19 protein-coding genes are annotated in these 25,348 nt (G+C 63.7%); 13 read left to right on the top strand and 6 right to left on the bottom strand.

Annotation, left to right across the window (positions count from 1 at the left end; translation table 11 throughout):
• Positions 1-9: 9 nt before the first annotated feature.
• The 4 genes from ACW9I6_RS04625 to tssA all read right to left on the bottom strand — a co-directional run bounded on the left by ACW9I6_RS04625 (position 10) and on the right by tssA (position 3,731).
• Complete coding sequence (locus ACW9I6_RS04625) at positions 10-498, bottom strand: Hcp family type VI secretion system effector (RefSeq protein ID WP_003213345.1); 489 nt, start codon at positions 496-498, stop codon at positions 10-12.
• Positions 499-651: 153 nt separating this feature from the next.
• The gene (gene tssC, locus ACW9I6_RS04620; protein WP_003213343.1) at positions 652-2,148 is read right to left on the bottom strand and encodes a type VI secretion system contractile sheath large subunit; all 1,497 of its coding nucleotides are present in this window, start codon (positions 2,146-2,148) and stop codon (positions 652-654) included.
• 2 nt (positions 2,149-2,150) lie between these two features.
• Positions 2,151-2,657: a type VI secretion system contractile sheath small subunit gene (tssB, locus tag ACW9I6_RS04615; RefSeq protein WP_003213340.1), complete on the bottom strand. Its 507-nt coding sequence runs from the start codon at positions 2,655-2,657 to the stop codon at positions 2,151-2,153.
• Positions 2,658-2,711: 54 nt separating this feature from the next.
• A complete protein-coding gene (tssA, locus tag ACW9I6_RS04610; RefSeq protein WP_087693721.1) occupies positions 2,712-3,731 on the bottom strand; it encodes a type VI secretion system protein TssA in 1,020 nt (339 codons plus the stop codon).
• A 403-nt stretch (positions 3,732-4,134) separates the two neighbouring features.
• Here tssA and tagH point away from each other — a divergent pair, with 403 nt between their 5' ends.
• The 13 genes from tagH to ACW9I6_RS04545 all read left to right on the top strand — a co-directional run bounded on the left by tagH (position 4,135) and on the right by ACW9I6_RS04545 (position 21,649).
• On the top strand, positions 4,135-5,466 hold the full coding sequence (gene tagH / locus ACW9I6_RS04605) for a type VI secretion system-associated FHA domain protein TagH (protein WP_023659289.1): 1,332 nt from the start codon (positions 4,135-4,137) through the stop codon (positions 5,464-5,466).
• A gap of 52 nt (positions 5,467-5,518) precedes the next feature.
• Positions 5,519-6,025: a type VI secretion system lipoprotein TssJ gene (tssJ, locus tag ACW9I6_RS04600; protein ID WP_003213332.1), complete on the top strand. Its 507-nt coding sequence runs from the start codon at positions 5,519-5,521 to the stop codon at positions 6,023-6,025.
• A 14-nt stretch (positions 6,026-6,039) separates the two neighbouring features.
• Positions 6,040-7,374, top strand: a complete 1,335-nt coding sequence (gene tssK, locus ACW9I6_RS04595) for a type VI secretion system baseplate subunit TssK (protein WP_003213330.1) — start codon at positions 6,040-6,042, stop codon at positions 7,372-7,374.
• 6 nt (positions 7,375-7,380) lie between these two features.
• On the top strand, positions 7,381-8,670 hold the full coding sequence (locus ACW9I6_RS04590) for a DotU family type VI secretion system protein (protein WP_457338941.1): 1,290 nt from the start codon (positions 7,381-7,383) through the stop codon (positions 8,668-8,670).
• Complete coding sequence (gene tssM, locus ACW9I6_RS04585; protein WP_087693719.1) at positions 8,667-12,167, top strand: type VI secretion system membrane subunit TssM; 3,501 nt, start codon at positions 8,667-8,669, stop codon at positions 12,165-12,167. The genes ACW9I6_RS04590 and tssM overlap by 4 nt, the downstream gene beginning before the upstream one ends.
• Complete coding sequence (gene tagF / locus ACW9I6_RS04580) at positions 12,164-12,817, top strand: type VI secretion system-associated protein TagF (protein ID WP_008439457.1); 654 nt, start codon at positions 12,164-12,166, stop codon at positions 12,815-12,817. Before tssM ends, tagF begins: the two co-directional genes overlap by 4 nt.
• The gene (locus ACW9I6_RS04575) at positions 12,818-13,537 is read left to right on the top strand and encodes a PP2C family protein-serine/threonine phosphatase (RefSeq protein WP_003213320.1); all 720 of its coding nucleotides are present in this window, start codon (positions 12,818-12,820) and stop codon (positions 13,535-13,537) included.
• Positions 13,534-16,542: a serine/threonine-protein kinase gene (locus tag ACW9I6_RS04570; protein WP_457338940.1), complete on the top strand. Its 3,009-nt coding sequence runs from the start codon at positions 13,534-13,536 to the stop codon at positions 16,540-16,542. Before ACW9I6_RS04575 ends, ACW9I6_RS04570 begins: the two co-directional genes overlap by 4 nt.
• Positions 16,542-17,246 carry an ABC transporter ATP-binding protein gene (locus ACW9I6_RS04565; RefSeq protein WP_177041061.1) on the top strand — a complete coding sequence of 235 codons (705 nt, stop codon included), beginning with the start codon at positions 16,542-16,544 and terminating at the stop codon, positions 17,244-17,246. Before ACW9I6_RS04570 ends, ACW9I6_RS04565 begins: the two co-directional genes overlap by 1 nt.
• A complete protein-coding gene (locus ACW9I6_RS04560) occupies positions 17,246-18,430 on the top strand; it encodes an ABC transporter permease (RefSeq protein WP_457338939.1) in 1,185 nt (394 codons plus the stop codon). Before ACW9I6_RS04565 ends, ACW9I6_RS04560 begins: the two co-directional genes overlap by 1 nt.
• Positions 18,423-20,135, top strand: a complete 1,713-nt coding sequence (locus ACW9I6_RS04555; protein ID WP_003213313.1) for a formylglycine-generating enzyme family protein — start codon at positions 18,423-18,425, stop codon at positions 20,133-20,135. Before ACW9I6_RS04560 ends, ACW9I6_RS04555 begins: the two co-directional genes overlap by 8 nt.
• A gap of 84 nt (positions 20,136-20,219) precedes the next feature.
• Positions 20,220-21,143 carry a type VI secretion system-associated lipoprotein TagQ gene (gene tagQ / locus ACW9I6_RS04550; protein WP_457338938.1) on the top strand — a complete coding sequence of 308 codons (924 nt, stop codon included), beginning with the start codon at positions 20,220-20,222 and terminating at the stop codon, positions 21,141-21,143.
• Between the two features lie 125 nt (positions 21,144-21,268).
• Positions 21,269-21,649 (top strand): hypothetical protein, encoded by a 381-nt coding sequence (locus ACW9I6_RS04545; protein WP_008439448.1) that lies wholly within the window; start codon positions 21,269-21,271, stop codon positions 21,647-21,649.
• A 136-nt stretch (positions 21,650-21,785) separates the two neighbouring features.
• On the opposite strand, the gene ACW9I6_RS04540 is transcribed toward ACW9I6_RS04545, so the two are convergent.
• Both ACW9I6_RS04540 and recG read right to left on the bottom strand, forming a co-directional pair.
• The gene (locus tag ACW9I6_RS04540) at positions 21,786-23,186 is read right to left on the bottom strand and encodes an aminoacyl-tRNA deacylase and HDOD domain-containing protein (protein ID WP_003213308.1); all 1,401 of its coding nucleotides are present in this window, start codon (positions 23,184-23,186) and stop codon (positions 21,786-21,788) included.
• 78 nt (positions 23,187-23,264) lie between these two features.
• Positions 23,265-25,340 carry an ATP-dependent DNA helicase RecG gene (gene recG, locus ACW9I6_RS04535; protein ID WP_003213306.1) on the bottom strand — a complete coding sequence of 692 codons (2,076 nt, stop codon included), beginning with the start codon at positions 25,338-25,340 and terminating at the stop codon, positions 23,265-23,267.
• Between the last annotated feature and the right edge of the window lie 8 nt (positions 25,341-25,348).

Raw genomic sequence — 25,348 nt, 5'->3', positions numbered from 1 at the left:
CAGGGGCAATCAGCGTTTGGTGTTGGAGCGAATGTTCCAGCCAAACTTGATCGCGCCGCCGTCTTTGGTGCCGTCGGCTTTCTGTGGCTGGTAGTCCACCATCACCTGGGCAAAGTTCAGGGTCACGTTTTCGGTCAGGCGGTCATCGCTGCCCGAACCGCCGGTGCTCAGGGAGGTGACCAGCACTTCTTCCAGGTTGATGATCATGTACTCGACCTGGCTTTCACCGCCGGCCTTGCGCACGGTCAGCGTGACCTTGTCGATGTGCTTGCCGCTCGCGCAGTGCATCATCAGGTTGGGCGAGGCCTTGTCGACGTACTTGGTCAGCGACAGGTCCTGGATGTTCACCTTGCCCGCACCGCCGCCACCGCCCACGTGCATGTTGCCGGACTGGGCCATGCCCCAGCTCCAGTTCAACACGTCGATTTCGTCCTTGTGGGCCTTGTCCATGGACTCGCCCTTGATGTCGCCGATCTTGATGAAAATATCAACAGCCATGTTTTCTCCCTGTGTGGTCTCAGCCACAGAATTTGTTAACGCTGATCGTTCCCACGCTCTGCGTGGTAACGCATCTTGTGACGCTCTGCGTCACTGGGACGCGGAGCGTCCCGGGCGGCATTCCCACGCGGAGCGTGGGAACGAGCGACGGTGTTACGCGCCTTTCGCCGAAGGCAGCTTCGATACCAGGCGCAGCGACACGGTCAGCCCTTCGAGCTGGTAGTGCGGGCGCAGGTAGAACCTGGAGTTGTAGTACCCCGGGTTGCCTTCGACGTCTTCCACGATCACTTCGGCGGCAGCCAATGGATGCTGGGCCTTGGTGGTTTCGGTGGAGTGCGCCGGGTCACCGTCGACGTAGTTGAGGATCCAGTCCTGCAACCAGCGTTGCATCTCGTCCTTCTCTTTGAAGGAACCGATCTTGTCGCGCACGATGCATTTCAAGTAGTGGGCGAAACGGCAGGTGGCGAACAGGTACGGCAGGCGCGCGGCCAGGTTGGCGTTGGCGGTGGCATCCGGGTCATCGTATTCGGCCGGTTTCTGCAGCGACTGGGCGCCGATGAAGGCAGCGAAGTCGGTGTTTTTCTTGTGCAGCAGCGGCATGAAACCGTTCTTCGCCAGTTCCGCTTCGCGGCGGTCGCTGATAGCGATTTCGGTCGGGCACTTCATGTCCACGCCACCGTCATCCGTCGGGAAGGTGTGGGCCGGCAGGTTCTCGACTTCACCGCCTGACTCCACGCCACGGATGCGCGAGCACCAGCCGAAGTGTTTGAACGAACGGTTGATGTTCACCGCCATCGCGTAAGCGGCGTTGGCCCAGGTGTACTTGGAGCTGTCGGCACCGTCGGTGTTTTCTTCGAAGGCGAAGGCTTCCACCGGATCGGTCTTGGCACCGTACGGCAGGCGCGCCAGGAAACGCGGCATGGTCAGGCCGATGTAGCGCGAGTCTTCCGATTCACGCAGCGAGCGCCAGCCGGCGTATTCCGGGGTGGTGAAGATCTTGGTCAGGTCGCGCGGGTTCGACAGTTCCTGCCACGAGCCCATGCCCATCACGGTTGGCGAAGCGGCGGCAATGAACGGTGCGTGCATGGCGGCGCAGACTTTCGACAGCTCGCCCAGCAGCTCCACGTCGGGAGGCGACTGGTCGAAGTAGTAGTCGCCCACCAGGCAACCGTAAGGTTCGCCGCCGAACTGGCCGTATTCTTCTTCGTACATCTTCTTGAAGATCGGGCTCTGGTCCCACGCGGTGCCCTTGAATTTCTTCAGGGTCTTGTGCAGGTCCGGCTTGGAGATGTTGAGCACGCGAATCTTCAGCTGCTCATCGCTCTCGGTGTTGTTCACCAGGTAGTGCAGGCCACGCCAGGCGCTTTCCAGCTGCTGGAAATCCTGGTGATGGATGATCTGGTTGACCTGGGCGGTGAGCTTGGCGTCGATGGCGGCGATGATCGATTCGATCGACTTGATCGCGTCGTTGGACACCAGGTCGGTCTGGGCCAGAGCCTGCTCGGCCAGGGTGCGCACAGCGGTTTCCACGGCTTCGCGGGCACGCTCGGTCTTGGGTTTGAATTCTTGCAGCAGCAGGTTCGCGAACTCGCTGGCTTCTTCGGTGGTACCCAGGATCTGGGTGCCTTCGCGGGCGGTATTGTCAGTCATGATTACTGCTCCCCTGCAGGCTTGGGCGCGCTGGCAAGTGCCTGAAGCAGTGCCGGGTCCTTGATCGCCTTCATGATGATTTCTTCAGCGCCGGTCTTGCCGTCCATGTAGGTCAGCAGGTTGGCCAGCTGGGTGCGGGCTTCGAGCAGTTGCTTGAGCGAATCGACCTTGCGCGCCACAGCGGCGGGGCTGAAGTCGTCCATGCTTTCGAAGGTGATGTCCAGGCTCAGGTTGCCTTCGCCGGTCAGCTCGTTGGGCACGTGGAACGCGACGCGTGGCTGCATGGCCTTGAGGCGCGAGTCGAAGTTGTCGACGTCCACTTCAAGGAACTTGCGGTCGGCCACAGGCGCCAGAGGCTCGGCGGGCTTGCCGGCGAGATCGGCCATCACGCCCATGACGAAGGGCAGCTGGACCTTTTTCTCGGCGCCGTAGAGCTCGACGTCGTACTCGATCTGCACCCGAGGCGCACGGTTGCGCGCGATGAATTTCTGAGAACTTTGCTTCGCCACGTTGCTGCTCCTGGTCGCTTGAGCGACGGTGTTGTAACTGCGCGATCCGTACGCTTATTCGCTGTCCGGCCCGCGCAGATTTTCAAATTGGGACATGCCGTCGGGAATCAGGTTGCGCACGATGGCCGCAAAGTCGGCGTGCACCAGATTCTTCGCTCGGTTCAACAGCACCGGCAGCGGGCTCGAAGGCTCGTGCCGGGTGTAGTACGCAAGGATCTTGTCGAGGCTGCGCAGCACTTCATCACGGCTTGCGATGTCGCCGGTCGGGCGTGCTGCAACGGGCGCGGCGGCGTATTCAACCGAGGGGGCATTGTCGTCACTGACAACCTCGGGCTCGCTGGCGGCGCCGCTGTGCGGGGCGTATTGGTTAAGTATCTGCACGGCCTGCTTGAGCAGTTGCTTCAAGGGGCCGAGGTCCACGCCCTGGGCGGAACCTACCTGGTCGCTGACGTATTGTTCGATGGCCTCACAGGCGTCGCGGGCGGCGTTCAGCGCGTCGCGGGTGGCTTGCAGTTGCTCGGCATCGCTGTCGAGGAATGCGCCGTTAAGCTGTTCGGCACCGAGGTTTTCGCCGGGGAAACTCTGCAGCCCGCTGGCATTCAGCGCGGCGCGCAGGCTGACGGGCCCGAAGGTGCGCGAACGGGTGAGAATGGCCTCACGCAGCAGGCGGATGTTCGCGTCGCTGGCCACGCCGCTGAGGGCGTTGATGCGCACGGTGGGGTCGTTGTCGTCATCGGCATCCAGGCGCGGATGCAGGTCGGCCCAGTATTCGCGCAGCAGCGCGTTGATCAGCGCGAGTGCGTCGGCAAGCCCTGCAATGCCCTGGAGGGCGAGGGCGGCTTGCAACAGGAAATGGGTGATGCGCAGGTCTTTGCTGCGTTGCAGGAGGTCGAGACTTTGCTGCTGGATGCTGCGCCATTCCGGAGGTTCGGCAGGCAGGATCGAGTCGCCCATGCTGCGCTCGGGTTGACCCTGTGCGGCACGCTCAAGATGCAAGTAATCGGCGTCATATTCCAAGTCTTCGCCACAGGGCGAAGTCGCGGAAACGGCGGCGAGCAGCAGAGGCACATCCACTAAATTCGATCTCCCTATCAGCCCGTTAGATGACGGGCAACTCATGCATTAGTTGCGCGAGGAACTTTGCATGTTTTCTTGGTCTTATTTAACGCTTTGACATCATGCTGATTTCAAAGTGCCATCATTGGTGTTCAAGAAGTTGTGCATTTTTGGTGTAGTACTTATGCCTTGTCAAGGTAAGCTATTCGCCCTCTATGACAGATGTGCGGTGCTTAACATCTTGTGCGACTGATCAGTCGAAGCAGGTGCCGAGGCAGGATTTTTGTCATACAGGCCGGTTAAGATCAGCAATTACGCGGGTTGAAGCAGGCTTTCAAGGTTTTGAAAGGATCTGTCGTGGATCTCTCGGAGCATTTCTCCCAGGGAACGGCCGCGCGCGAAGTATCAGCAAGGAGGCAAGATGTCGCTGTGCTTGACTATCACTAGTTATCACAAGATTACCCCTGGCCAGTGTTCTGAAAAGTCCCTGGATCAGGGAGTGATGGCTATTGGCCGCGGTTCCGAAAATGACTGGGTACTGCCTGATCCAGAACGTCTTGTTTCCACGCAACATTGCGTTATTCAGTACAAAGATGGTCGTTACTACTTAACTGATAACAGCACTAATGGAGTTGAGTTAGTGCATGCCGGTATTCGTTTGCGGCGGGGAAGCAGCGAGCCATTGCAGGACGGCGAACTGATCCGCATCGGCGATTACGAGATCCAGGCGCGTATCGATTTCAACCTGAAAGTGACAGATACCCCGTCTTTCACCGGTGACGCTTCCAACAGTTTCGAAGCCCTGATGGGCGCCGCCGTGAAGGCCCCGACGCCACCTCCGGTGATCGCGCCGCAGTTCCAGGGCGCCTCGTCGATGGACACCCTGCCGGACCTGTTCGACTTCCTCGCGCCCACCAGCGTACCGCCGGCCACCGTGCACGATCACGTGCCGGCCGAGCAGCACGACTTCCGCCCGCCGACACCGCTGCCCGTGGCTGAGCCGCCTGCGCCGGTGGTCTCGGGCTCAGTAATCCCCGAAGACTGGGATCTGTTCGGCGATGCCCCGGCACCCAGGCCTGTTGCACCGCCGCCGCCAACACCGCCACAGCCGCCGGTCATCGAGCCGCCCAAGGTCGAGCGCCCGCTCCCGGTGGCTGATGCCAGCCAGCCCGACCTGTTGCAAGCCTTCCTGCGTGGTGCGGGCCTCGATCAGTTGCGCCTGGACAAGGCCCAGGCCGAAGCCCAGATGGAAAGCATCGGCCGCAGTTACCGGCTGATGGTCGAAGGCCTGATCGACGTGTTGCGTGCCCGCAGCAGCCTCAAGGGCGAGTTCCGCATGCAGCAGACGGTGATTCAACCGGTGGAAAACAATCCGTTGAAATTCGCCCCGAATGCCGATGAAGCGCTACTGCTGCTCCTACGCCACAGCAATCAGGCGTTTATGGCACCGGACTTGGCCGTGCGCGACAGTTTCGACGATCTGCGCGCCCACCAACTGGCCGTCATGGCCGGGGTCGAAGCCGCCATCAAGCACCTGCTGACGCGCTTTGAACCGGCGCAGCTCGAAGAGCGCATGGGCAAGCCCGGCGGGCTATCGAGCATTTTCAACGGCTCGCGCCAGGCCCAGTACTGGCAGCAGTTCACCGAGCTCTACAGCAATATTTCCCGCGAGGCCCAGGAAGATTTCCAGGACCTGTTCGGGCGTGAATTCAGCCGTGCCTACGAAGCGCACAGCAGCCGACAGCGTCACTAACAACGCAGTACATGGAACAACGGATAGCTAAGTACGTCATTGAGGACGCAGGATGATTCCCAGGTTTTTACTCGCAGTCGCCACCGCGCTTCTGCTGACGGCGTGTGCCAAGGATGCGGCCAAGCCCGAGGCCGCCGAAGCTGAGGCAGACACCGCCGCCGTCGAGCTGCATTTCCATGCCATCGCCGGGCTCAACCCCGGCGCCAATGGCCAGGCAGCCCCGGTACGGGTGCGGATTTTCGAACTGAAAAACGCCGCCACCTTCAGCCGTTCCGACTACTTCGCCCTGGCCGATCGCGCACAGTCGACCCTCGGCCTCGACCTGCTCGACCAGGACGAAGTGGTGATCCTGCCCGGCCAGCAATTGAGCATCCAGCGCGACCTCGACCCGTCCACCCGCCAGATCGGCCTGCTGGTGGGCTATCGCGAACTGGACCGCGCCGAGTGGCGCACGGTGCTCAACGTGCCGGCACGCCAATACACCGAATACCAGATCAGCCTCGATGTGCATGCCGTGCGTGCCGACGTCGTGGTTCCCCCATCCAGCCCTGCCCAATAAGAATCGGAGCCCCCATGTCCTGGAACAATCGCGTGGTCTGGTCGGAAGGCATGTTCATCGGAACGCAGCACTTCCAGCAGCATGACCGTTACCTGGAAAACCTGATCGATGCGCGCAGCCGCCCGTTGTCGGCGGGGGCCTGGGGCTTTTCCGAACTGTTGATCGACCAGGGCCTGCTGGCCCAGGGCAAGCTGGCGATCGTCTCGGCACGTGGCCTGTTACCGGATGGCACGCCGTTCAATATCCCCCAGGACGACCTGGCGCCGAGCCCGCTGAATATCGACGACAACTTGCGCGATGGCCTGGTGTACCTGGCGTTGCCCCTCAAGCGTGCCGGCGCCCGCGACACCGTCGACGAAGGCGAGGCCCTGGAAGCCGCGCGCTATGTCAGCCAGGTGCGTGAAGTGCGCGACGACAACGCGCCCTTCGAAAACCGTGCGCCGGTGGCGGTCGGCTCCCGCGCCTTGCGCCTGTTGACCGCCCAGGATGGCATCAGCGATTACGCGGCCATTGGCCTGGTGCGCATCAAGGAAAAACGCGCCGACCGCGCCCTGGTGCTGGACGAGAGCTACATCCCGCCGGTCCTCGACGTGACGGCCAGCAAACCGCTGACCGCGTTTCGCAGCGAACTGCTGGGCCTGCTGCACCAGCGCGGCGAAGCGTTGGCCGGGCGCGTGGTGGCTTCGGGCGCCGGTGGTGCTTCGGAGATTGCCGACTTCATGCTGCTGCAACTGGTCAACCGCGCCCAGCCGCTGATCCAGCACCTGAGTCAGTTGAGCCCGCTGCACCCGGAGCGTTTCTTCAGTGAATTGGTGAGCCTGGCCGGCGAGTTCTCGACCTTCTCCACCACTGGCCGCCGCCCCCACGAATATCCGCAGTACCAGCATGACGACCTGGCCCTGAGCTTCACCCCGGTGATGCAGGCCCTGCGCGAGGCGCTGTCGATGCTGATCGACAGCAAGGCCACGCCGATCCCGATTGTCGAGAAAGCCTACGGCGTGCACGTGGCGATGCTGGCCGACAAAACCCTGATCGACAGCGCCAGTTTCATCCTGGTGGTGCGCGCCGATGTGCCGGGCGAAACCCTGCGCGCACGTTTCGGCCAGCAGAGCAAAGTCGGCTCGGTGGAACACATCCGCGACCTGGTCAACCTGCAACTGCCGGGCATCGGCCTGCTGCCGCTGCCGGTGGCGCCACGGCAGATTCCGTACCACGCAGGCTCCACCTACTACGAGCTGGACCGGGGCAGCGAGCACTGGCAGCAACTGGGTAATTCCGGTGGCTTTGCGTTCCACATCGCCGGCCAGTTCCCGGGGTTGAACCTGGCTTTCTGGGCCATCCGAGGGTAATCCGCGATGCATCCGAATGACGATGACCGCACCCAGTTCATGCCGCGTCCCGGTGGCCGCGCGCCGGAGCCTGTTCGCGCAGAGCCGGCGCCGCTGTCGATGCCCGCTGCGCCGATTCTGACCGGCAAGGCCCAGGGCCTGAACCCGCTGGAAAGCGCCGCCGGCCAGTTGTTGGCGCTGCTGACGCGCCTGCGCAACACGATCTCGCACCCTGCGCCAGCGAGCCTGCGTGCGCAGCTGCTGGCTTACCTGCGCCAGTTCGAAGAACGTGCCGAGGCGGCCGGCGTGGCCCGCAACGATGTGCTGCTGGCGCGTTATGCGCTGTGCACCGCCCTCGATGAAGCCGTGCTGAGTACGCCGTGGGGCAGCGCCAGTGACTGGGGCAAGCAGAGCCTGCTGATCACCGTGCACAACGAGGCCTGGGGCGGCGAAAAGGTCTTCCAACTGCTGGATCACTGCCTGCAAAGCCCGCGGGAACGCCTGTACCTGCTGGAACTGCTGTACCTGTGCCTGTGCCTGGGTTTCGAAGGTCGCTACCGCGTGATGAACGATGGCCGCAGCCAGCTGGAAGCCTTGCGCGAGCGTACCGCTGCGGCGATTCGCAGTGCCCGTGGCGAGCATGAGCGCGAGCTGTCACCCCATTGGCGCGGCGTGACCGTGGCCCGTGATCGCCTGGCGCAGTTCATGCCGCCGTGGATCGCGGTGGCCATCGGCGTGGCACTGCTGTTGGCATTGCTGTTCGGGTTGCGGATGAAACTGGCGTCGGATGCCGAGCCGGTGTTCAAGAATATTCATGCCCTGGGGGAGATCCCGGTGCAGGCCATCGACCGTCCGGTGGCCCAGCCGAAAATCATTGAGCGACCGCGTCTGGCGGGCTTCCTGGTGGAAGACATCAAGGCCGGTCGTGTAGCCGTGGAAGATGCCGTCGACCGCTCCGTGGTGACCATCCGTGGTGATGAACTGTTCGCCTCGGCCAGCTCCAGCATCGTCGATGACTTCCAGCCGCTGATGCTGCGTATTGCCGACGCCATCCGCAAGGTCAAGGGCCAGGTGCGGGTCACCGGCCACAGCGATAACCGTCCGATTGCGACCCTGCGCTTCCCGTCCAACTGGGCGCTGTCCGAAGCGCGGGCAAAGTCGGTGCTGGAGATTCTCGCGGCCAAGACCGGCCAGCCGGAACGCTTCAGCGCCGAGGGCCGCAGCGACACCGAGCCGGTGGCGACCAACGCCACAGCCGAAGGCCGTGCGCGCAATCGCCGGGTAGAAATCACCGTATTGGCGGAGGGCGTCGAGTGAAGGCGTTTTTCAGTTTTGTGATTCGCTGGGTGATCCCGCTGCTGGGCCTGATCGCCTTGAGCCTGATCATCTGGTTTGTGGGCCCGTTGCTCGATGTGCTGGTGCCGGAAGGGCGCCGCTGGGCGCTGATCATCCTGGTGTTCGCGGTGTGGATTGCCTACCGCGTATTCCGGATTATCCAGGCCCGGCGCCAGGCCGCCGAAGTGATGCGCAGCCTCGCGGCGGAAACCCCGCCAGACCCTGCCAGCGTCGCCACCGCCGAAGAGCTGGCGACCCTGCGCCAGCGCATGGACGAAGCCCTGGCCCTGTTGAAAAAGGCCAAGCTGGGCGGTGACGAGCGCCGCAACCTGTATGAGCTGCCGTGGTACGTGATCATCGGCCCGCCGGGCTCGGGCAAGACCACCGCGCTGGTCAATTCCGGGCTGCACTTTCCCTTGGCGGCGCAGTTGGGTGCCGGTGCGGTACGGGGCGTGGGCGGTACGCGCAATTGCGATTGGTGGTTTACCGACCAGGCCGTATTGCTCGACACCGCTGGCCGCTACACCACCCAGGACAGCAACTCCACGGTGGATAAAGCCGCCTGGCTGGGCTTTCTCGACCTACTGAAAAAGCAGCGTTCCCGGCGCCCGATTGATGGTGCGTTTATCGCCATCAGCCTCTCGGACCTGCTGCTGGGCAGCGACGCCGAGCGTGCCGCCCATGCCGCCGCGATCCGCCTGCGCATCCAGGAGCTGTACACCCAACTGGGCGTGCGCTTCCCGATCTACCTGATGCTCACCAAGCTCGACCTGGTGCCGGGCTTCATGGAGTTCTTCGACAACCTGAGCAAGGAAGAGCGCGCCCAAGTGTGGGGCATGACCTTCGCCCTGGACGACGGCAAGAACAGCGACAGCCCGCTGGCCCATCTGCAAAGCGAGTTCGCCGGCCTGGAACAGCGCCTCAACGAGCGCCTGGTGGAGCGCCTGCAACAGGAACGCGACCCGGCGCGGCGCGACCTGATCTACGGTTTCCCGCAGCAGTTCGGCGCGTTGAAGGATTGCCTGCAAGGCTTCCTCGAAGGCGTGTTCAAACCCAACGCCTTTGAAGAGCGCGTCTTGCTGCGCGGTGTGTACTTCACCAGCGGCACCCAGGAAGGCAGCCCGATTGACCGCTTGATCGGCGCCATGGCCCAGAGCATGAACCTGGACCGCCAGCACCTGGCGCGCCAGACCGGCACCGGGCGCAGTTACTTCATCGAAAAACTGTTCACCGCCGTGGCGTTTGCCGAGCGTGGCCTGGTGGGCGTCAACCCGAAGGTCGAGCGCCGTCGCAAGTGGATTGCCCGGGGTGTGCTGGCCGCAACCGTGGCGCTGGTACTGGTCGTCAGCACGTTGTGGTGGGTGAGTTATCGCGCCAACCAGGCCTACATCGCCCAGGTTGACCAGAAGGTCGCGCCGTTGGGCCAGACCGTGCAGAACCTCAGCCCGGCACAGCGCGAAGTACTCGCGGTGCTGCCCCTGCTTAACGCCGTGAAGAACCTCGCGGGCGACTCGCCGAGCTGGTCCGAAGGCTTGGGCCTGTATCAGGGCGACATGCTCGAAGCCGAATCCGCCAGCGTCTACCGCAAGCTGTTGATCGCCGTGTTCGCGCCCCGTTTGGTGACGCGCATCGAAGAGCAACTGCACGGCGGCGGCAATTCCGACTTCCTCTACGAAGGCTTGAAGGCCTACCTGATGCTCGCCGACAGCGAGCATTACGACCCGGACTTCATCAAGGCCTGGATCGCCCTCGACTGGGACCGCAACCTGCCGCGCGACCTGCCGGCAGACCAACGCCAGGCACTGATCGGGCACTTGCAGGCCTTGTTCGAGCGGCATCCGCCCAGCGCCCGTCTCGACCCGCGCTTGATCGACGACCTGCGTCGGCAACTGCAGCAACTGCCGGTGGCCCAGCGCGTCTACGACCGTATCAAGCGCCAGAAACTGCCGGAAGGCGTGCCGGACTTTCGCATCAACGAAGCGGCGGGCCGTGATGCGGCGCTGGTGTTCAGTCGCAAGAGCGGCAAGCCGTTGGGCGAACCGTTGAGCGGTTTCTTCACCGCCAAGGGTTATCGCCAGGGCTTCCTGCTGGCCAGCCTGAACCAGACTGGCACCCTAGCTGAAGAGCAATGGGTACTGGGCCACGAGCAGGCCGACCAACAAAACGTCGTCAGCCTCGCCGCCGATGTGCGCCGCCTGTACTTCCAGGACTATCAACGCCAGTGGGATGCGTTGCTGGCGGATATCGACTTTGTGCCGATCACCAGCGTGGCCCAGGCGGCCGACGTCTTGCGGGTGATTTCCGGGCCGACCTCGCCGCTGAAGAAGCTGCTGGTGGCGGTCTCCAAAGAGACCGACTTGCAAGCGGAAGAACGCTTGCTGGCCGCCAAGGGCGCGCCGGTGGAAGGTGGCGTGGACAAGCTCAAGGAACGCCTCGGCAGCCTGCTTGGCCAGGACCAGCCAACTGCGAATGCACCAGCGGCCAGTGAAGATCCGGTGACGGCGCACTTCGCCGAACTCAACAGCATCGTCAGCAAGAACGAAGGCGAACCGGCAGCCATCGATGGCCTGCTGGCGGACATGAACGCGCTGTATGTGCAGGTCAGCGCCATGGTCGGTGCCAGTGGCGATGCGTTGCTCGGCGAAGCGAAAAACCAGGCGGCGGCTGCGGCCACGCGGGTCAGCCTGAATGCCGAACGCCAGCCGCCGCTGGTGCAGGGCATGGTCAAGTCAGTGGTCAACTCCACCACCAACAGCATGATGGGCGGGGTGCGCAACCAGCTGAATGCGGCGTGGGTCAGCGAAGTGGTGAACGTGTATCGCCAGTCCTTGGCCGGGCGTTATCCGATGTCGCCCGGCAGTGCGCGGGACGCGACCCTGGATGACTTCGGCCAGTTCTTCGGGGTGGGCGGGGTGATGGACAATTACTTCCGCAAGTACCTGCAACCTTACGTCGACACCTCCACGCAAACCTGGCGCTGGCAGCCGGGCGCGGCGCAGAAGCTCGGCATCGCGCCGGGCGTGCTGCAAACGTTCCAGCGTGCGGCGACCATTCGGGATGCGTTTTTCCGTGCCGGTGGCACCCAGCCGATCGTGCGCTTTGAACTCAAGCCGGTGGCGATGGACGCGACCATCACCCAGTTCCTGCTGGACCTGGACGGCCAGCAACTGAGCTACGACCACGGCCCGAGCCGCCCGGTCGCGATGCAGTGGCCGAATCCCGGCAGCATTGGCGTGGTGCGCATTTCCATCATGCCGCCGTCAGCCAGCGGGCGCTCCGGTGTAACGCTGGACGGCCCGTGGGCCTGGTTTCGCCTGCTGGAGCAATCGGACCTGACCGCCGGCAATTCGCCGGACCGCTTCAACTTGCGTCTGCGGGTCGACGGCGCGAGCATCTCCTACGAGTTGCGGGCCAACAGTGCGTTCAACCCGTTCAAGAGCCGCGTGCTTAACGGCTTCAGCCTGCCGGAGCGGCTATGACCACGCTGGGTTTCTACGGCAAGTTGGCGTGCCGCGGCGACTTTGTCAGCCGCGCGCTGCCCCAGAGTTTTATCGGCCCTTGGGACAGTTGGCTGGCGTCCGGATTGCTCGCCAGCCAGACCCGCCTCGGGGCTGACTGGCTGAATGCTTACCTGGTCAGCCCATTGTGGCGCTTCGTGTTGGCGCCGGGTGTGTGCGGGCCGGACGCGGCGGTGGGCGTGGTGATGCCGAGCATCGACCGGGTGGGGCGCTATTTCCCGCTGACGGTGGCTGCGCTGTTGGATCACGACACCGACCCGGCCTCCGTCGTTGGCGGCCCGGACACCTGGTTTGAACAGGTGGAAGAGTTGTTGCTGAGCACGCTGGACGCCGGCGCCAGCTTCGAAGGTTTCAGCGGCGGGATCGAATCCCTCGGCGCTCCAGCCTGCCAACCTCGCACCTTGGGTAGTCGCTTTGCGGGCTTGCAGCGTGTCAACGCCACAGACCCGCAGGCGCGGATGACTGCGCTTGCCGAACAGGCCTGCGAAGGCGCGAGCCTGTGGTGGGGCCGTGGTTCGCAACAGATTTCTCCCGGTTTAATGCGGTGTCAGGGCTTGCCTGCCGCCGACGATTTTGCGCAATTTTTGCTCGGCCAAGAAGGTGTTGTGTAGATGCGGTCCACGTTCAAATCCGCCAGCAAAAGCCACGTCGGCATGGTTCGCCAAGTCAATGAAGACGCTTGCCTCGACCTGCCGGAAAACGGCCTGTGGGTGGTGGCCGACGGCATGGGCGGGCACGCGGCGGGGGATTACGTCAGCAGCCTGATTGTCGACAGCCTGCGCAGCATTCCCGTGGGCCGTTCTCTTGAGGAATACACGGCGGCGTTGCGCAGCGACCTGCTGCGAGTCAACGGCGCGGTGCGCGAAGAAACCGCCCACCGTGGCGTGACCATGATGGGCAGCACCGTGGTGTTGCTCGCCACCCGAGGCTTGCGCGGCGTGTGCCTGTGGGCCGGCGACAGCCGCCTGTATCGCCTGCGCGACGGCCTGCTGGAAAGCATTTCCCGCGACCACAGCTACGTGCAGGACTTGCAGGACAGCGGCCTGCTCAGCGAAGCCGATGCGCGGGTGCATCCACGGGCGAATATCGTCACCCGCGCGATTGGCGTGGAAGCACAGTTGGCGTTGTCGTCGGTCGACCTGTTGATCGCCCCCGGCGACAGTTACCTGCTGTGCAGCGACGGCCTGAACAAGACCGTCGAAGACCACGAGATCCGCGAAGTACTGAGCCATGCCGAGCCGGACGAAATCGTCCGCAGCCTGGTGCACCTGGGGCTCAATCGCGGCGCGCCGGACAACATCACCGCCATCGTTGTGAAGGTGTCGACATGAACATCATCATTCCCGGCTACGACATCGAAGGCGAAATCGGCGTTGGCGCCATGGCCAGCGTGTACCTGGCGACCCAGCGTTCCCTGGAGCGCAAGGTGGCGCTGAAGATCATGGCGGCGGCGCTGGCGGCCGACCCGAGCTTCTGCGAGCGCTTCCTGCGCGAAGGCAAGACCCTGGCGCGCCTGTCCCACCCGCACACCGTGACCATCCATGACATCGGCAATGTCGGTGAGCTGTACTACATGGCCATGGAATACCTGCCCAATGGCACGCTCAAGGAGCGGATCGCCGCGGGACTGACGCCGGAGCAGGGGCTGACGTATATCCGCCAGATCGCCTCGGCGCTGGGTTATGCCCACGCCCAGGGCCTGGTACACCGCGATGTGAAGCCGGCGAACATTCTGTTCCGCGCGGATGGCACGGCGGTGTTGTCGGACTTTGGTATCGCCAAGTCCCTGGATGACCGCACGCAGTTCACCCAGGCCGGATTTGCCGTCGGCACGCCGAGCTACATGAGCCCGGAGCAGGCCCGGGGCCAGGAAATTGACGGGCGCGCCGACCTGTATGCGCTGGGCGTGGTGCTCTATGAAATCCTCGTGGGCAAGTTGCCTTACAACGGCACCGATGCGCTTTCCACAGCACTGGCACACCTGACTGAACCGCTGCCGGAATTGCCGGTGCACCACGGGCGCTATCAGGAGGTGCTGCGCAAGCTGCTGGCCAAGGACCCGGCGGAGCGCTTCCCGGATGCGGCGGCGCTGCTGCTGGCGCTGGATCAGTTGCCGAAGGAGGAGCAGGTAGAGGCGACGTTGATTCGGCCCCTGCCGATTCCGGTTGCGGTCTCCAATGACCTGGCCGGACTCACGCCGGTTTCCATCGAAATCCCGACCGAAAAGCCGCAGCCACAACCCGTGCGGCAACCGGTGGTGACGCCGACGCAACACTCGGCCGTGTCCGGACAAAACCGTGGGCCGGTGCTGGCGTTGGCGGCAGTTGCCGTGGCAGTCGCGCTGGCGATTGCGGGCGCAAGTTACTGGTGGTTGAAAGATGACGCGCCAGCCGCCGCGCCGCCGGTTGCCGAGGCGGCCAAGACCATCGCGCCGCCTGCCGCGCAACCGGTAGCGGCGCAGGTCGACGGCGGTCAACGCCCGTTGCTGATGGCCGGCAAGAAAACCCTGTTCCAGCGGGTACTGAGCAAGCCCGGCGCCAAGCTTTCCCACGAAGCGGGCGGGGCGCCTGGCGAAGGTTTGCCGGCGTTTTCCGTGCTCTATGTCTACCAACGCAAGGACGTCGACGGCAGCCCCTGGCTGCGGGTTGGCGCCGCCACCGACGGGCGCAGCGACGGTTGGCTGCCGGCGGCGCAAGCCAGCGACTGGAAGCAGAGCCTGGTGCTCAAGTTCACCGAGCGTTCGGGCCGGGCGCCGGTGATGTTCCTGCGTCAGTCCGCTGAAGTGGAGAAGCTTTTAGCCGATCCCGCAGCGGCGAAAAACCTGCTGCTCAAGGTGCAGAAAAACACCGAGGACAACCAGCAGGTGCTGGCCCTGGAGCCGACCGCAAGCGCCGTCCCGCAGAACCAGTTCTATTTGCTGCCGATCTTCGACTCCAAGGAGAGCTTCGACGAAAACGGCCAGCCGGTGCAGCTGCTCAACGTCGCCTCCATCGACCCTGGCAGCACACCTGATGTCATCGCCAAGGCTGTCGCTCGAACGCCGGTGATCGATGCCAGCGCCGATGCCTTCCGCACTGCGGTGGTGCTGGTGGTCGACACCACGGTGTCGATGCAGCCCTACATCGACCAGGTTCGCGATGTGGTCCACGAACTGCAAACCCGCATCGCCGAGCGTGGCGAACTGGACAGCGTGAGCTTTGGCCTGGTGGGTTTTCGCAACAGCATCAAGAAAACCCCCGGCCTGGAGTATGTGGCCAAGACCCTGATCACCCTCGACCAAGGGCGCGACCCGCAACGCTTCCTCGACATGGCGCGGCAGGTCAAAGCGTCGACGGTGTCCAGCCACTCGTTCAACGAAGACGCGTTCGCCGGTGTCATGCAGGCGGTGGAAGGCATGGACTGGTCCGGCTACGGCGGGCGCTTGATCCTGCTGGTGACCGACGCCGGTGCGTTGCGCAAGAACGACCCGTTCGCCACCACCCAGATGAACGAAGCCGAAGTACGCCAGGCTGCATTGGGCAAGCAGATCAAGATCTACGCCTTGCACCTGCGCACCGACGCCGGGAAGAAAACCCACAGCGGCGCCGAAACCCAGTACCGCACCCTGACCGCCGACGCCAACCCGCAGATCGGCGACCTGTACACGCCGGTGCCCGGTGGCGATGTGCGCAAGTTCGGCGAGCGGGTCGACGAGATCGGCACGGTGTTCGCCAACCTGGTGCATCAGGTGCGCAGCAACACGCCGCAGCCGGTGCCGCTGCTCAGTGCCGCGCCGACCCTGGCGGACAAATCCGCCGCCGTCGGTTACGCGATGCACATGGATTTCCTTGGCCGCAAAACCGCGAGCCAGGCACCGCAACTGGTGAGTGCCTGGACCGCCGACCGCGACCTGACCAACACCGCGCTGCCGGCCTTCCAGGTGTGCGTGATGTTGACCAAATTGCAGCTCAACGATTTGCAGCAATCCTTGAAACTGATCGTCGACGCGGCGCGCAAAACCCAGACCTCACCGAAGGATTTCTTCCAGGAAATCGCCAGCGCCTCGGCCTATATGAGCCGCGATCCACAGGCCTTGAAAAAGGGCGGCAACCTGGCGGACGGCGGCATCCTTGGCGAATACCTGGAAGGCCTGCCGTACCGCAGCAAGTCGCTGAACATGACCCAGGATTTGTGGCTGTCGTTGAGCGTGGCCGAGCAGGAAGACTTTATCGACGAGCTGGATTCGAAGATCCGCCTCTACGAAACCTTCCATAACGATGTGGCCAACTGGGTCCGTTTCGGCGATGCCGAGCCGGGTGATGCGTTGTACCGCGTGCCGCTGTCGACGCTGCCGTAATGCTGAACTTGAGCGCAGTGCACAAGAGCCGGGGCGTTGGTGCCCAGCGCTACAGCCTGGTGATACCGGGCTTGCAACTGCGTGCGGGTGAACAGTTGGCGGTGGTCGGGCCGAGTGGCTGTGGCAAGAGCACCTTGCTGGATTTGCTCGCGCTGGTGTTGGCGCCGGATCAGGTCGGGCAGTTCGATTTCAACCGCGTCGACATTGCCGGGCTTTGGCGTAGTGATCAGCAAAGCGCGCTGGCGGACCTGCGTAGTCGGCACCTGGGTTATGTGCTGCAAACCGGTGGCCTGCTGGGCTTTCTCGATGTGCGCGGCAACATTGCGTTGTCGCGGCAACTCCTGGGTTTGAAAGACGACGGCAGCGTGGCGCGGTTGGCCGAGCAGTTGGAAATCACTGATCAGTTGGACAAGAAGCCGACGGCGTTGTCCGTCGGCCAGCGTCAGCGGGTCAGTTGCGCAAGAGCCCTGGCCCACGGTCCGCAGCTGTTGCTGGCGGATGAGCCCACCGCTGCGCTCGACCCGTTGAACGCCGAGCGGGTGATGCAGGCGCTGTTGGCCCAGGCCCGGCATAACGGCGCGTGCTGCGTGATCGCCACCCATGATGAACCCCTGGCCCGGGCCAGCGGCTTGCAGGTGCGGCGCATCAGTTGCCGTCGCGACGCCGACGGCGGCGTCACCGCCACCCTTGGGGAGGCGTGCTGATGCGTATCGCCCTGGTGACTTCCCTGGCCTGGCAGGATTACCGCAACGATGCGTGGCTGTCGGTGTGTTCGGTGCTGGCGCTGGTGGCGGTGATCGCGCCGTTGCTGGTGTTGTTCGGCCTGAAATTTGGACTGGTTAGCAGTTTGACCGAACGTTTGGAGAACGACCCGGCCACCCGGGAAATTATTCCGTTGGGCGGTGGTCGATTCAGCAGTGAATTTGTCGAGCAGCTCCGCCAGCGCAGCGACGTGGCGTTCGCCTTGCCGCGCACCCGGCAGATTGCGGCGACGGCGCAGTTGGGGGCGGTGACGGTGGAGATGCTGCCGACCGCCGCCAACGACCCATTGCTGGCCGGCCTGCCGATGCCCAAGGGCCTGGATCAGATCGTGCTGAGCCACACCGCTGCCGAAAAGCTCGGGGCAAAGGCCGGGGATTGGCTGGAGGCGAGTTTTGGGCGCCAGGTGGCGGGGCGCGTCGAGTCGCAACGCCTGCGGGTTCAAGTGCTGCAGGTAGCGCCGCTGGAAGCCTTCGCCCGGGATGGATTGTTTGCGCCCTTGGGCTTGCTGGAAGCGGCGGAAGATTATCGCGATGGCCGCGCGGTGCCGGCGTTTGGCTGGGGCGGCGAAGCGGTGGGCGTCAGCGAACAGCGGGTATACCCGGCGTTCCGTTTGTATGCGCGGCGCCTGGTGGATGTGGAGCCGCTGCGGGTGTATTTCGCCGGGCAGAATCTGTTGGTGTCGACCCAGGCCCAGACCATCGCCCAGGTGCAGTCGTTGAGCCGCAACCTGTCGATCGTGTTCTGGATCATCGCCGGGCTGGCGTTGGCGGGCGCGTTTGCCGCGATCTTTGCCGGGGCGCTGGCGTCGGTTGCACGCAAGCGCCGGGAGCTGTCGGTATTGCGGTTGTTGGGGTTTTCCACCGCCAGGTTGTTGCTGTTTGTGGTGTTGCAGGCGCTCTACAGCGCGGGGTTTGCCGCTGCATTGAGTGGGCTTTTATATGGCTTGGCAGAGTCCGGCCTGAACCAATTATTCGTGCAGGTGCCGGGCGAATACGCCAGCCACCTGCTGGCGCGTCACTACGGCCTGGCCCTGGCAGCTGTCCTCGGCGTCAGCGCCGTGGCGGCGGCGTGTGGTGGTTGGCGTGTGGCGCGTATCCAGGCTTCTGAAGGAATCAGAGATGTATAAGTTACTGGGCGCCGCCATGGCGCTGACCCTGTCCTGTGTGGCCTGGGCCGATGAGGCGAGCGACAAGCTGGACAACCCCAAGCCGTTGCCGGACGACGTCAGCCTGCCGCTGCCCTGCGAAGGCAACATGGTGTTCCGCTATGCCTACGTGCTGGCCCAGGGCACCCTGGATGACCGCGAGATCAGCCTCGGCTACCCGTTCAGCGAAGGTGAAGCGGGCTATCAGCAGTCGTTCATTTCCGGTTATCGCCGCGACTTCATCAACGGCCAGTTCACCCTCAAGGACCTGCCCAAGGACTGGAACAAGGTCATCGCGCCGCTGATGCCGAAGACCGACGCCAAGACCCCGCTCAAGCCGATGCTGTACTTCATCGGCAAGTACGAAGTCACTGCGCGGCAATATGCGCAGGTCATGTCCCAGGCGCAATCCCTGGCCAGTGGCGAACCCGCCCCGGCGTGTGATGTACCTACCGGGATGGCGGCGCGCTTGCCGAAGGTCAAGCTGTCGCGCTTTGAAGCCGAACGCTTCTCGGCGGTGTACAGCGCCTGGTTGATGAAATACCACCGCGAGCTGCTGCCGGTGAGTGGTCGCGGTGCTTCGGCAGATGACGGCGGCCTGGGCTTTGTGCGCCTGCCTACTGAAGTGGAGTGGGAGTTTGCCGCGCGCGGTGGCCAGGCGGTCAGCCGTCAGGACCTGGAAGGCCGGCTGTTTCCACGGCGTACCGAGGGCAGCGAAAGCGATGGTCCCCTTGCCGATTACGCGGTGTTCAATCAGGTCGCGGGTGGCACCGGCCAGGCCGCACGGCTGATGCCCATCGGCACCAAGCTGCCCAACCCGATCGGCATGTTCGATGTGATCGGCAACGCGGCGGAAATGGTCCAGGAATCCTTTCAACTGGTGCACGCCGGGCGTCGTCAGGGCACCTACGGCGGGTTCGTGGTCAAGGGCGGCAACTATCTGGAAGGCGAGGGCACGCTGTTCACCGGCATGCGCCGCGAGTACCCGTTGTTCGCCGCCGACGGTACCGAACAAAGCAACGAGACCACCGGCTTTCGCGTGGCGATTGGCGCCTTGTCGGCACCGCGTTCGCGCTACAAGGAACTGTTCGCCCAGTGGCAGAAGGAAGGTCGCCTGGCCTCGCTGACCGATGCCATCGACGACGCCCAGGACCCGACCAAGCGCCTGGACAGCATCATCGCCGCCAGCGTCGACCCGCGCCTGCAAGCGGAGCTCGGCCTGGTCAACGAAGAGCTCAAGCGCAACGTCTCGCTGATCGCCCAGCAGCGCGAAGAAGCGGCCGGCAACCTGATTCAGTCCGCGGCCCTGGTGGCCGAAACCATCAACAACTACAACATCCGTCTGATCAATTTGCAGAAGAGCCGCCAACAGGCCATCGACGCCAAGGACGAGGCCAGCGCGCAGCTGTTCGCCACGGCGATCACCAATGGGCGCAGTGCGCTGGACGGCGCGGTGGCGATCTACATCGACAACCTGGCCACCGGCACGCGCTACACCGATGCGGTGATCCAGGCGCAGTTTCAACGGATCAAGGAAGAGTTGGATCGCAAGCCGGTACTGGGCAAGAGCCTGGTGACGCGTGCGACGTTATTCGTTCGCCATGTGGGCAACTACCGCAAGCAACAGCGGGCCGACCCGGCGACGATTTTGAAGGAATTGCTCGCAGCGAGCGGTCAGCGGTCTTGACCGCTGGTTGTACGGCGAGCTTGGAAGGGACTCAGGCGGCGGTGGGCCGCGCTGGGCAAGTCAAACTTAAAAGAGAACACAACGATGATTTTTTCCCGTAAGGCGGTTTCCAAGCGTCATCTGCTGCTGATTGTCGCAGGCTTCAGCACGGTGCTGACCGGTTGCGCAACGTCGCCGACCAACCAGGTCGCCTCGACCACCAAGGTCGAGTACTACCCGAACTGCTACGAGCCGGTGCAGCACTTGCGTGCTACCGATTCGGACCTGACCAAGTCGGTGGTCACCGGTGCCGCCCTGGGTGCGGCCGGTGGTGCATTGCTGGGCGCCCTGACCGGCGACTCCGACAAGCGCGGCCGCAACGCTGCCATCGGTGCAGCGGGCGGCGCCCTGGCCGGTGGTGCTGCGGGTTACTACACCGAGCGCCAGAAGCAGATCACCGATGACAACCAGCGCATCGCCTCCTACGCCACCGACGTCAACAAGCGTGCCTCCGACATCGACCGCAGCACCGCGTACGCCAAGGCGTCCCAGCAGTGCTACCAGAGCGCGTTCACCAAGCTGGTGGCCGACCGCAAGGCCAAGACCGTCAACGACGTTGAAGGCCGCAAGCGCCTGGCAGAAATCGTCTCGGGCCTGAAAGAGTCCAACGACCTGATCGTCGCGGTGAACGGCAAGGCCAGCGAAGACCTGAACAACTACACCCAGGCGTACGAGCAGGACCTGCAACAAGTGGGCGTACAACGTGCTGACGTGGTCACTGTTGCGACTGCCGATACCACGCCGGTGGTGACGCCAGCCAAAGGCAAGAAGCCGGTAAAAGTCGCGAAAAAGCCGGTACTGCCAACCGTGCCGAAAGAAGCCGTAGCCACCGAGAAAACCATCCAGACCGCCCAGACCAAACAAGCTGAAAGCAAGCAGGTTGCCAGCGCCGGTAAAGCGCAGATCGAAGGCACTTGCCGTGATCCGAACCTGGCGGATTGGGCACCGGTTCCTTGCCCTAACGTCTGAGGAAAGTTGTTGCTATAAGCGTTAAACGCCAGCCGATCTCCTGCTAAAACGGGAGATCGGTAGCGTTATTTGCACAAATCGTTAAACTGCTGCGGCCACCCAATAATTACACTGAGGCCGTGTGCATGAAATTTCGTTTTCTTCTCTGGATGCTTGGCCTGTTGATGGGCAAAGCCAGCCGCACCAACCCTGCGTTCCAGCAGCAGTTGGGTGACAAGGACCTGGCGTTCCAGTTGCAGACCCTCGACGGCAAGGTTGCCCGTCACTTCATCGTCAAAGACCAGCGCATTACCAGCCGCTCGGGTGTTCATCCCGCGCCTGCGTTTGCCATCGCCTTCAAAGACGCCGCCTACGGCTTCGCCACGATGCAGGCGAAGAACAAGCAACTGGCGTTCATGACGGGGATTCAGGACAAGTCGATCCAGATCAAGGGCAACCCGGCGCTGGTGATCTGGTTCCAGGGGTTGACCAAGTATTTGAAGCCGAAGAAAAAGCCCAAAGGCTAGGGGGGTTCTTCAGCAATACTGCGTCGCCTGCATTCGCGAGCAAGCCCGCTCACACATTCAATCCCATTCCAAAGTTGGAACTCGGTCGAATGTGGGAGCGGGCTTGCTCGCGAATACGGTGTAACAGGCGCCCGATTTATCCCTGGCTGAACTGCGAAGCCAACTCGCGCAACAACGTTTCCGCGTCCAGCACCTTGCTCACCACATCCTCTGCCTTGTCCCGGGTCAGCCCCAGGCGCTCAAGCAGTTCGTCCGGGATGGATTCATCCGGCCCCGAGCCGATGCCGCGGCTGCGCAACAAGCGCACCGCCAGGCACACCAGGTTCGGGTATTCCGCATATTGGCCGTCGTAGGTCGGGTCGTGCTGGAAGCGCAGGGCGGTGGACAGTTCGTCCGGCATGTCCCAATAGCGCATCAACCACGCACCAATCTGCTCGCGGCTGATGCCCAGCAGATGCTGCTCGATGTAGCTGTGGCACAGGTGCGGGTTGACCTCCAGGTGCCGGCAGATCAGTGAGAAGTGCGGCGGGAAGACGTGGGCCAGCAACAGGTAGCCGAAATTGTGCAGCAGGCCGGCGAGGTACGTCAGGCCGGCTTCCGGGCGCTGGGCGCGGGGCATGGCGCGGGTCAGGCCTTCGATGACGGCAGCGGTGTAGATCGACTGGTGCCAGTACGGCGTGGCCTGTTGCGGGTGGTCCTTGGGCAGGCTCAAGGTCTTGCCCAGGGCCAGGCCGAGTGCGAGGTTGATCACCAGGTCAAAGCCCAGCACGCGCACGATGGCGTCTTCCACCGAGCGGATCTTGCCCGGCGAGGCGTAGTAGGGCGACGCGGCCCAACTCACCACCTGGGCGGCCAGGGCCGGGTCGGTTTCGACCACGCCGGTGATGTCGTCGATGGTGGCGTTGGGGTCGACCCGCAGCTTGATGATCTTTTGCGCGGTATCGGCCAGCGGTGGAATTTCGATGGTCGCTTCCAGGCGTTGCTGGATACGGCGGGCGGTGAACGCCTGCATCGCCTGGGTGATTTCCTCGCGGTCGTCATTGGGGCGATCCAGGTTTGGCCGGATGTTGCTCAGCGGCTCGCCGAAATGCGCGGCGCTGGCCTTGGTCAGCATGCTCTTGAACGCGTCGCTGGAAATCTCCAGCAGCAGCCCGGCTTCGCCCGAGTGCACCAGCACGGTCGGCTCACGCAACAGGCTTTCTTCGTAGAGGCAGGGAGAGCTGGTCAGCGGCGGCAGGCCGGGCAGCAGGCTCAGGCTGTGCTTGCCGAGCATGCGCTCCAGGCGCTCCGGCGACACGGCCTTGAGGCGCCGACCGGTGAGCTCGGCGAGGCGATTAAGGTCCAGCAACTGGTTCTGTGGAAACAGCACCATGAGCGCACCCACGGCATCATCGAGCAGTACGGCTTGAACCTTCTGCGCCGGGTTCAGGCCGGGGCGTTCGGTAACTTCCGTGTAGCTGATGGCGAGCTTTGCAAGCAGCGTCCGAATCACCGAGGGTGCAGTCGGTGGAGCTGTGGCGAGGGCAACTTCTGACATGGCCTGAATCCAATTTCCTACAGTCATTGGAGTATAACCAGCTTGATACAAGTGAGGGTTGTCTAAGTGAGTCAGCCGTCACACTTGGCCGTATTGCTGCCCATGTCTCAGCCAGCGATCCAGCAGCGGGCTGACGTGTTCCGGCCAACGCTCCAGTAACGCCTGGGCCGCGTCGCGCACGGCGGGCAGCAAGTCGGCATCGCGCATCAGGTCGGCGACCTTGAATTGCAGCAGGCCGGTCTGGCGGGTGCCGAGCATCTCGCCGGGGCCGCGCAGTTCGAGGTCTTTTTCGGCGATCACGAAGCCGTCGTTGGTTTCGCGCATGATCCCCAGGCGCTGGCGACCGATCTGCGACAGCGGCGGGTGGTACAGCAGCACACAGTGGCTGGCGGCGCTGCCCCGGCCGACGCGGCCGCGCAATTGGTGCAGTTGCGCCAGGCCCAGGCGCTCGGGGTTCTCGATGATCATCAGGCTGGCGTTGGGGACGTCGACGCCGACTTCGATCACCGTGGTCGCCACCAGCAATTGCAGGTTGCCGGCCTTGAACTCGGCCATTACCGCGGCCTTTTCCACCGGCTTCATGCGACCGTGAATCAGCCCGACCTTGAGTTCACCCAAGGCGCTGGTGAGGTCTTCATAGGTGGTTTCGGCGGCCTGGCAGGTCAGCTCTTCGGATTCTTCGATCAGCGTGCACACCCAATACGCCTGACGGCCTTCGGCGCAGGCGCCGCGTACCCGTTCGATGACTTCGACGCGGCGGGTGTCGGTGACCAGCACGGTGTTGACCGGCGTTCGGCCCGGCGGCAGTTCGTCGAGGATCGAAGTGTCGAGGTCGGCGTAGGCGCTCATGGCCAGGGTGCGCGGGATCGGTGTGGCGGTCATGATCAACTGGTGCGGGCTCATGCGGCCGCCCACGCCTTTCTGGCGCAGGGCCAGGCGCTGCTGCACACCGAAGCGGTGCTGTTCGTCGATGATCACCAGCGCCAGATTCTTGAACTTCACTTCGTCCTGGAACAACGCGTGGGTGCCCACCACCATCGGGGCGCCGGCGGCGATCTGCTCCAGGGCGGCTACGCGGTTCTTGCCCTTGAGCTTGCCGGCCAGCCACGCGACTTCCAGGCCCAGCGGTTCGAGCCAGCGCTTGAAGGTGATGAAGTGCTGCTCGGCGAGAATCTCGGTGGGCGCCATCAGCGCCACCTGATAGCCGGCTTCGAGGGCCTGCAACGCGGCGAGGGCGGCGACCACGGTTTTACCCGCGCCCACGTCGCCCTGGATCAGCCGCAGCATCGGTTCTTTCTGGCTCAGGTCGTAGGCAATTTCGTTGCCGACCCGTTGCTGGGCGCCCGTCGGTGCAAACCCCAGGTTGGCCAGGTATTGCGCAGGCAGGCGCTTGGCCTTGGGCATGGCCGGCGCGCGCAGCGAACGCATGCTCTCGCGCAGGCGCTGCTGGGACAGTTGATGGGTCAGCAGTTCTTCGAACGCCAGGCGATGCTGGGCCCAGTGATGACCGAGAGCCAACTCGTCGACGTCGGCGTCGGCGGGTGGGTGATGCAGGTAGCGGATCGCATCATCCAGCGGCGCCAGTTGATAGTCGCGCGCCAGTTCCTGGGGCAGCCAGTCGGGCAGGCTTTTTGGCCCGAGCATCGTCAGAGTCTGCATGCACAGTTGGCGCAAGCGCTGCTGGGTCAGGCCCTCGGTGAGCGGGTAAATTGGCGTGAGGGTGGTGTCTACCGGCGGCGGTTCGTCGCCGGTAATCGCGCGGTATTCCGGGTGATAGATTTCCAGCCCCGAAGCACCGGGCCGGGCTTCGCCGTAGCAGCGCACGCGGGTACCACGCTTGAGGCCTTCCTTCTGGGCGTTGCTGAAGTGGTAGAAGCGCAGGCTCAGGCCGCCGGTGCCGTCTTGCAGGCGCACGACCAAACTGCGGCGCTTGCCCATCACCACGTCGGCGCCGCTGACGGTGCCTTCAACCACGGCGTCCTGCCCAGGGCGCAAGTGGCCGATGGGCACCACGCGGGTGCGGTCCTGGTAACGCAGGGGCAGGTGGAACAGCACGTCCTGGAGATTTTCCAGCCCGACCTTGGCCAACTTCTCGGCCATGGCCTCCCCGACACCCTTGAGTGCCGTCACCGATACCTGCGACAGCTCAGTCATACCGTTAC

This window comes from Pseudomonas sp. SDO5522_S412, assembly GCF_054071215.1.
Note: the sequence above shows the minus strand (reverse complement) of the source record. Positions and strands in the feature narration are given on the sequence as shown.

Coding starts and splice junctions, on each gene's coding strand:
- ACW9I6_RS04625 (WP_003213345.1), bottom strand. CDS start 498: ATGGCTGTTGATATTTTCATCAAGATCGGCGACATCAAGGGCGAGTCC.
- tssC (WP_003213343.1), bottom strand. CDS start 2,148: ATGACTGACAATACCGCCCGCGAAGGCACCCAGATCCTGGGTACCACC.
- tagH (WP_023659289.1), top strand. CDS start 4,135: ATGTCGCTGTGCTTGACTATCACTAGTTATCACAAGATTACCCCTGGC.
- tssJ (WP_003213332.1), top strand. CDS start 5,519: ATGATTCCCAGGTTTTTACTCGCAGTCGCCACCGCGCTTCTGCTGACG.
- tssK (WP_003213330.1), top strand. CDS start 6,040: ATGTCCTGGAACAATCGCGTGGTCTGGTCGGAAGGCATGTTCATCGGA.
- ACW9I6_RS04590 (WP_457338941.1), top strand. CDS start 7,381: ATGCATCCGAATGACGATGACCGCACCCAGTTCATGCCGCGTCCCGGT.
- tagF (WP_008439457.1), top strand. CDS start 12,164: ATGACCACGCTGGGTTTCTACGGCAAGTTGGCGTGCCGCGGCGACTTT.
- ACW9I6_RS04575 (WP_003213320.1), top strand. CDS start 12,818: ATGCGGTCCACGTTCAAATCCGCCAGCAAAAGCCACGTCGGCATGGTT.
- ACW9I6_RS04570 (WP_457338940.1), top strand. CDS start 13,534: ATGAACATCATCATTCCCGGCTACGACATCGAAGGCGAAATCGGCGTT.
- ACW9I6_RS04565 (WP_177041061.1), top strand. CDS start 16,542: ATGCTGAACTTGAGCGCAGTGCACAAGAGCCGGGGCGTTGGTGCCCAG.
- ACW9I6_RS04560 (WP_457338939.1), top strand. CDS start 17,246: ATGCGTATCGCCCTGGTGACTTCCCTGGCCTGGCAGGATTACCGCAAC.
- ACW9I6_RS04555 (WP_003213313.1), top strand. CDS start 18,423: ATGTATAAGTTACTGGGCGCCGCCATGGCGCTGACCCTGTCCTGTGTG.
- tagQ (WP_457338938.1), top strand. CDS start 20,220: ATGATTTTTTCCCGTAAGGCGGTTTCCAAGCGTCATCTGCTGCTGATT.
- ACW9I6_RS04545 (WP_008439448.1), top strand. CDS start 21,269: ATGAAATTTCGTTTTCTTCTCTGGATGCTTGGCCTGTTGATGGGCAAA.
- ACW9I6_RS04540 (WP_003213308.1), bottom strand. CDS start 23,186: ATGTCAGAAGTTGCCCTCGCCACAGCTCCACCGACTGCACCCTCGGTG.
- recG (WP_003213306.1), bottom strand. CDS start 25,340: ATGACTGAGCTGTCGCAGGTATCGGTGACGGCACTCAAGGGTGTCGGG.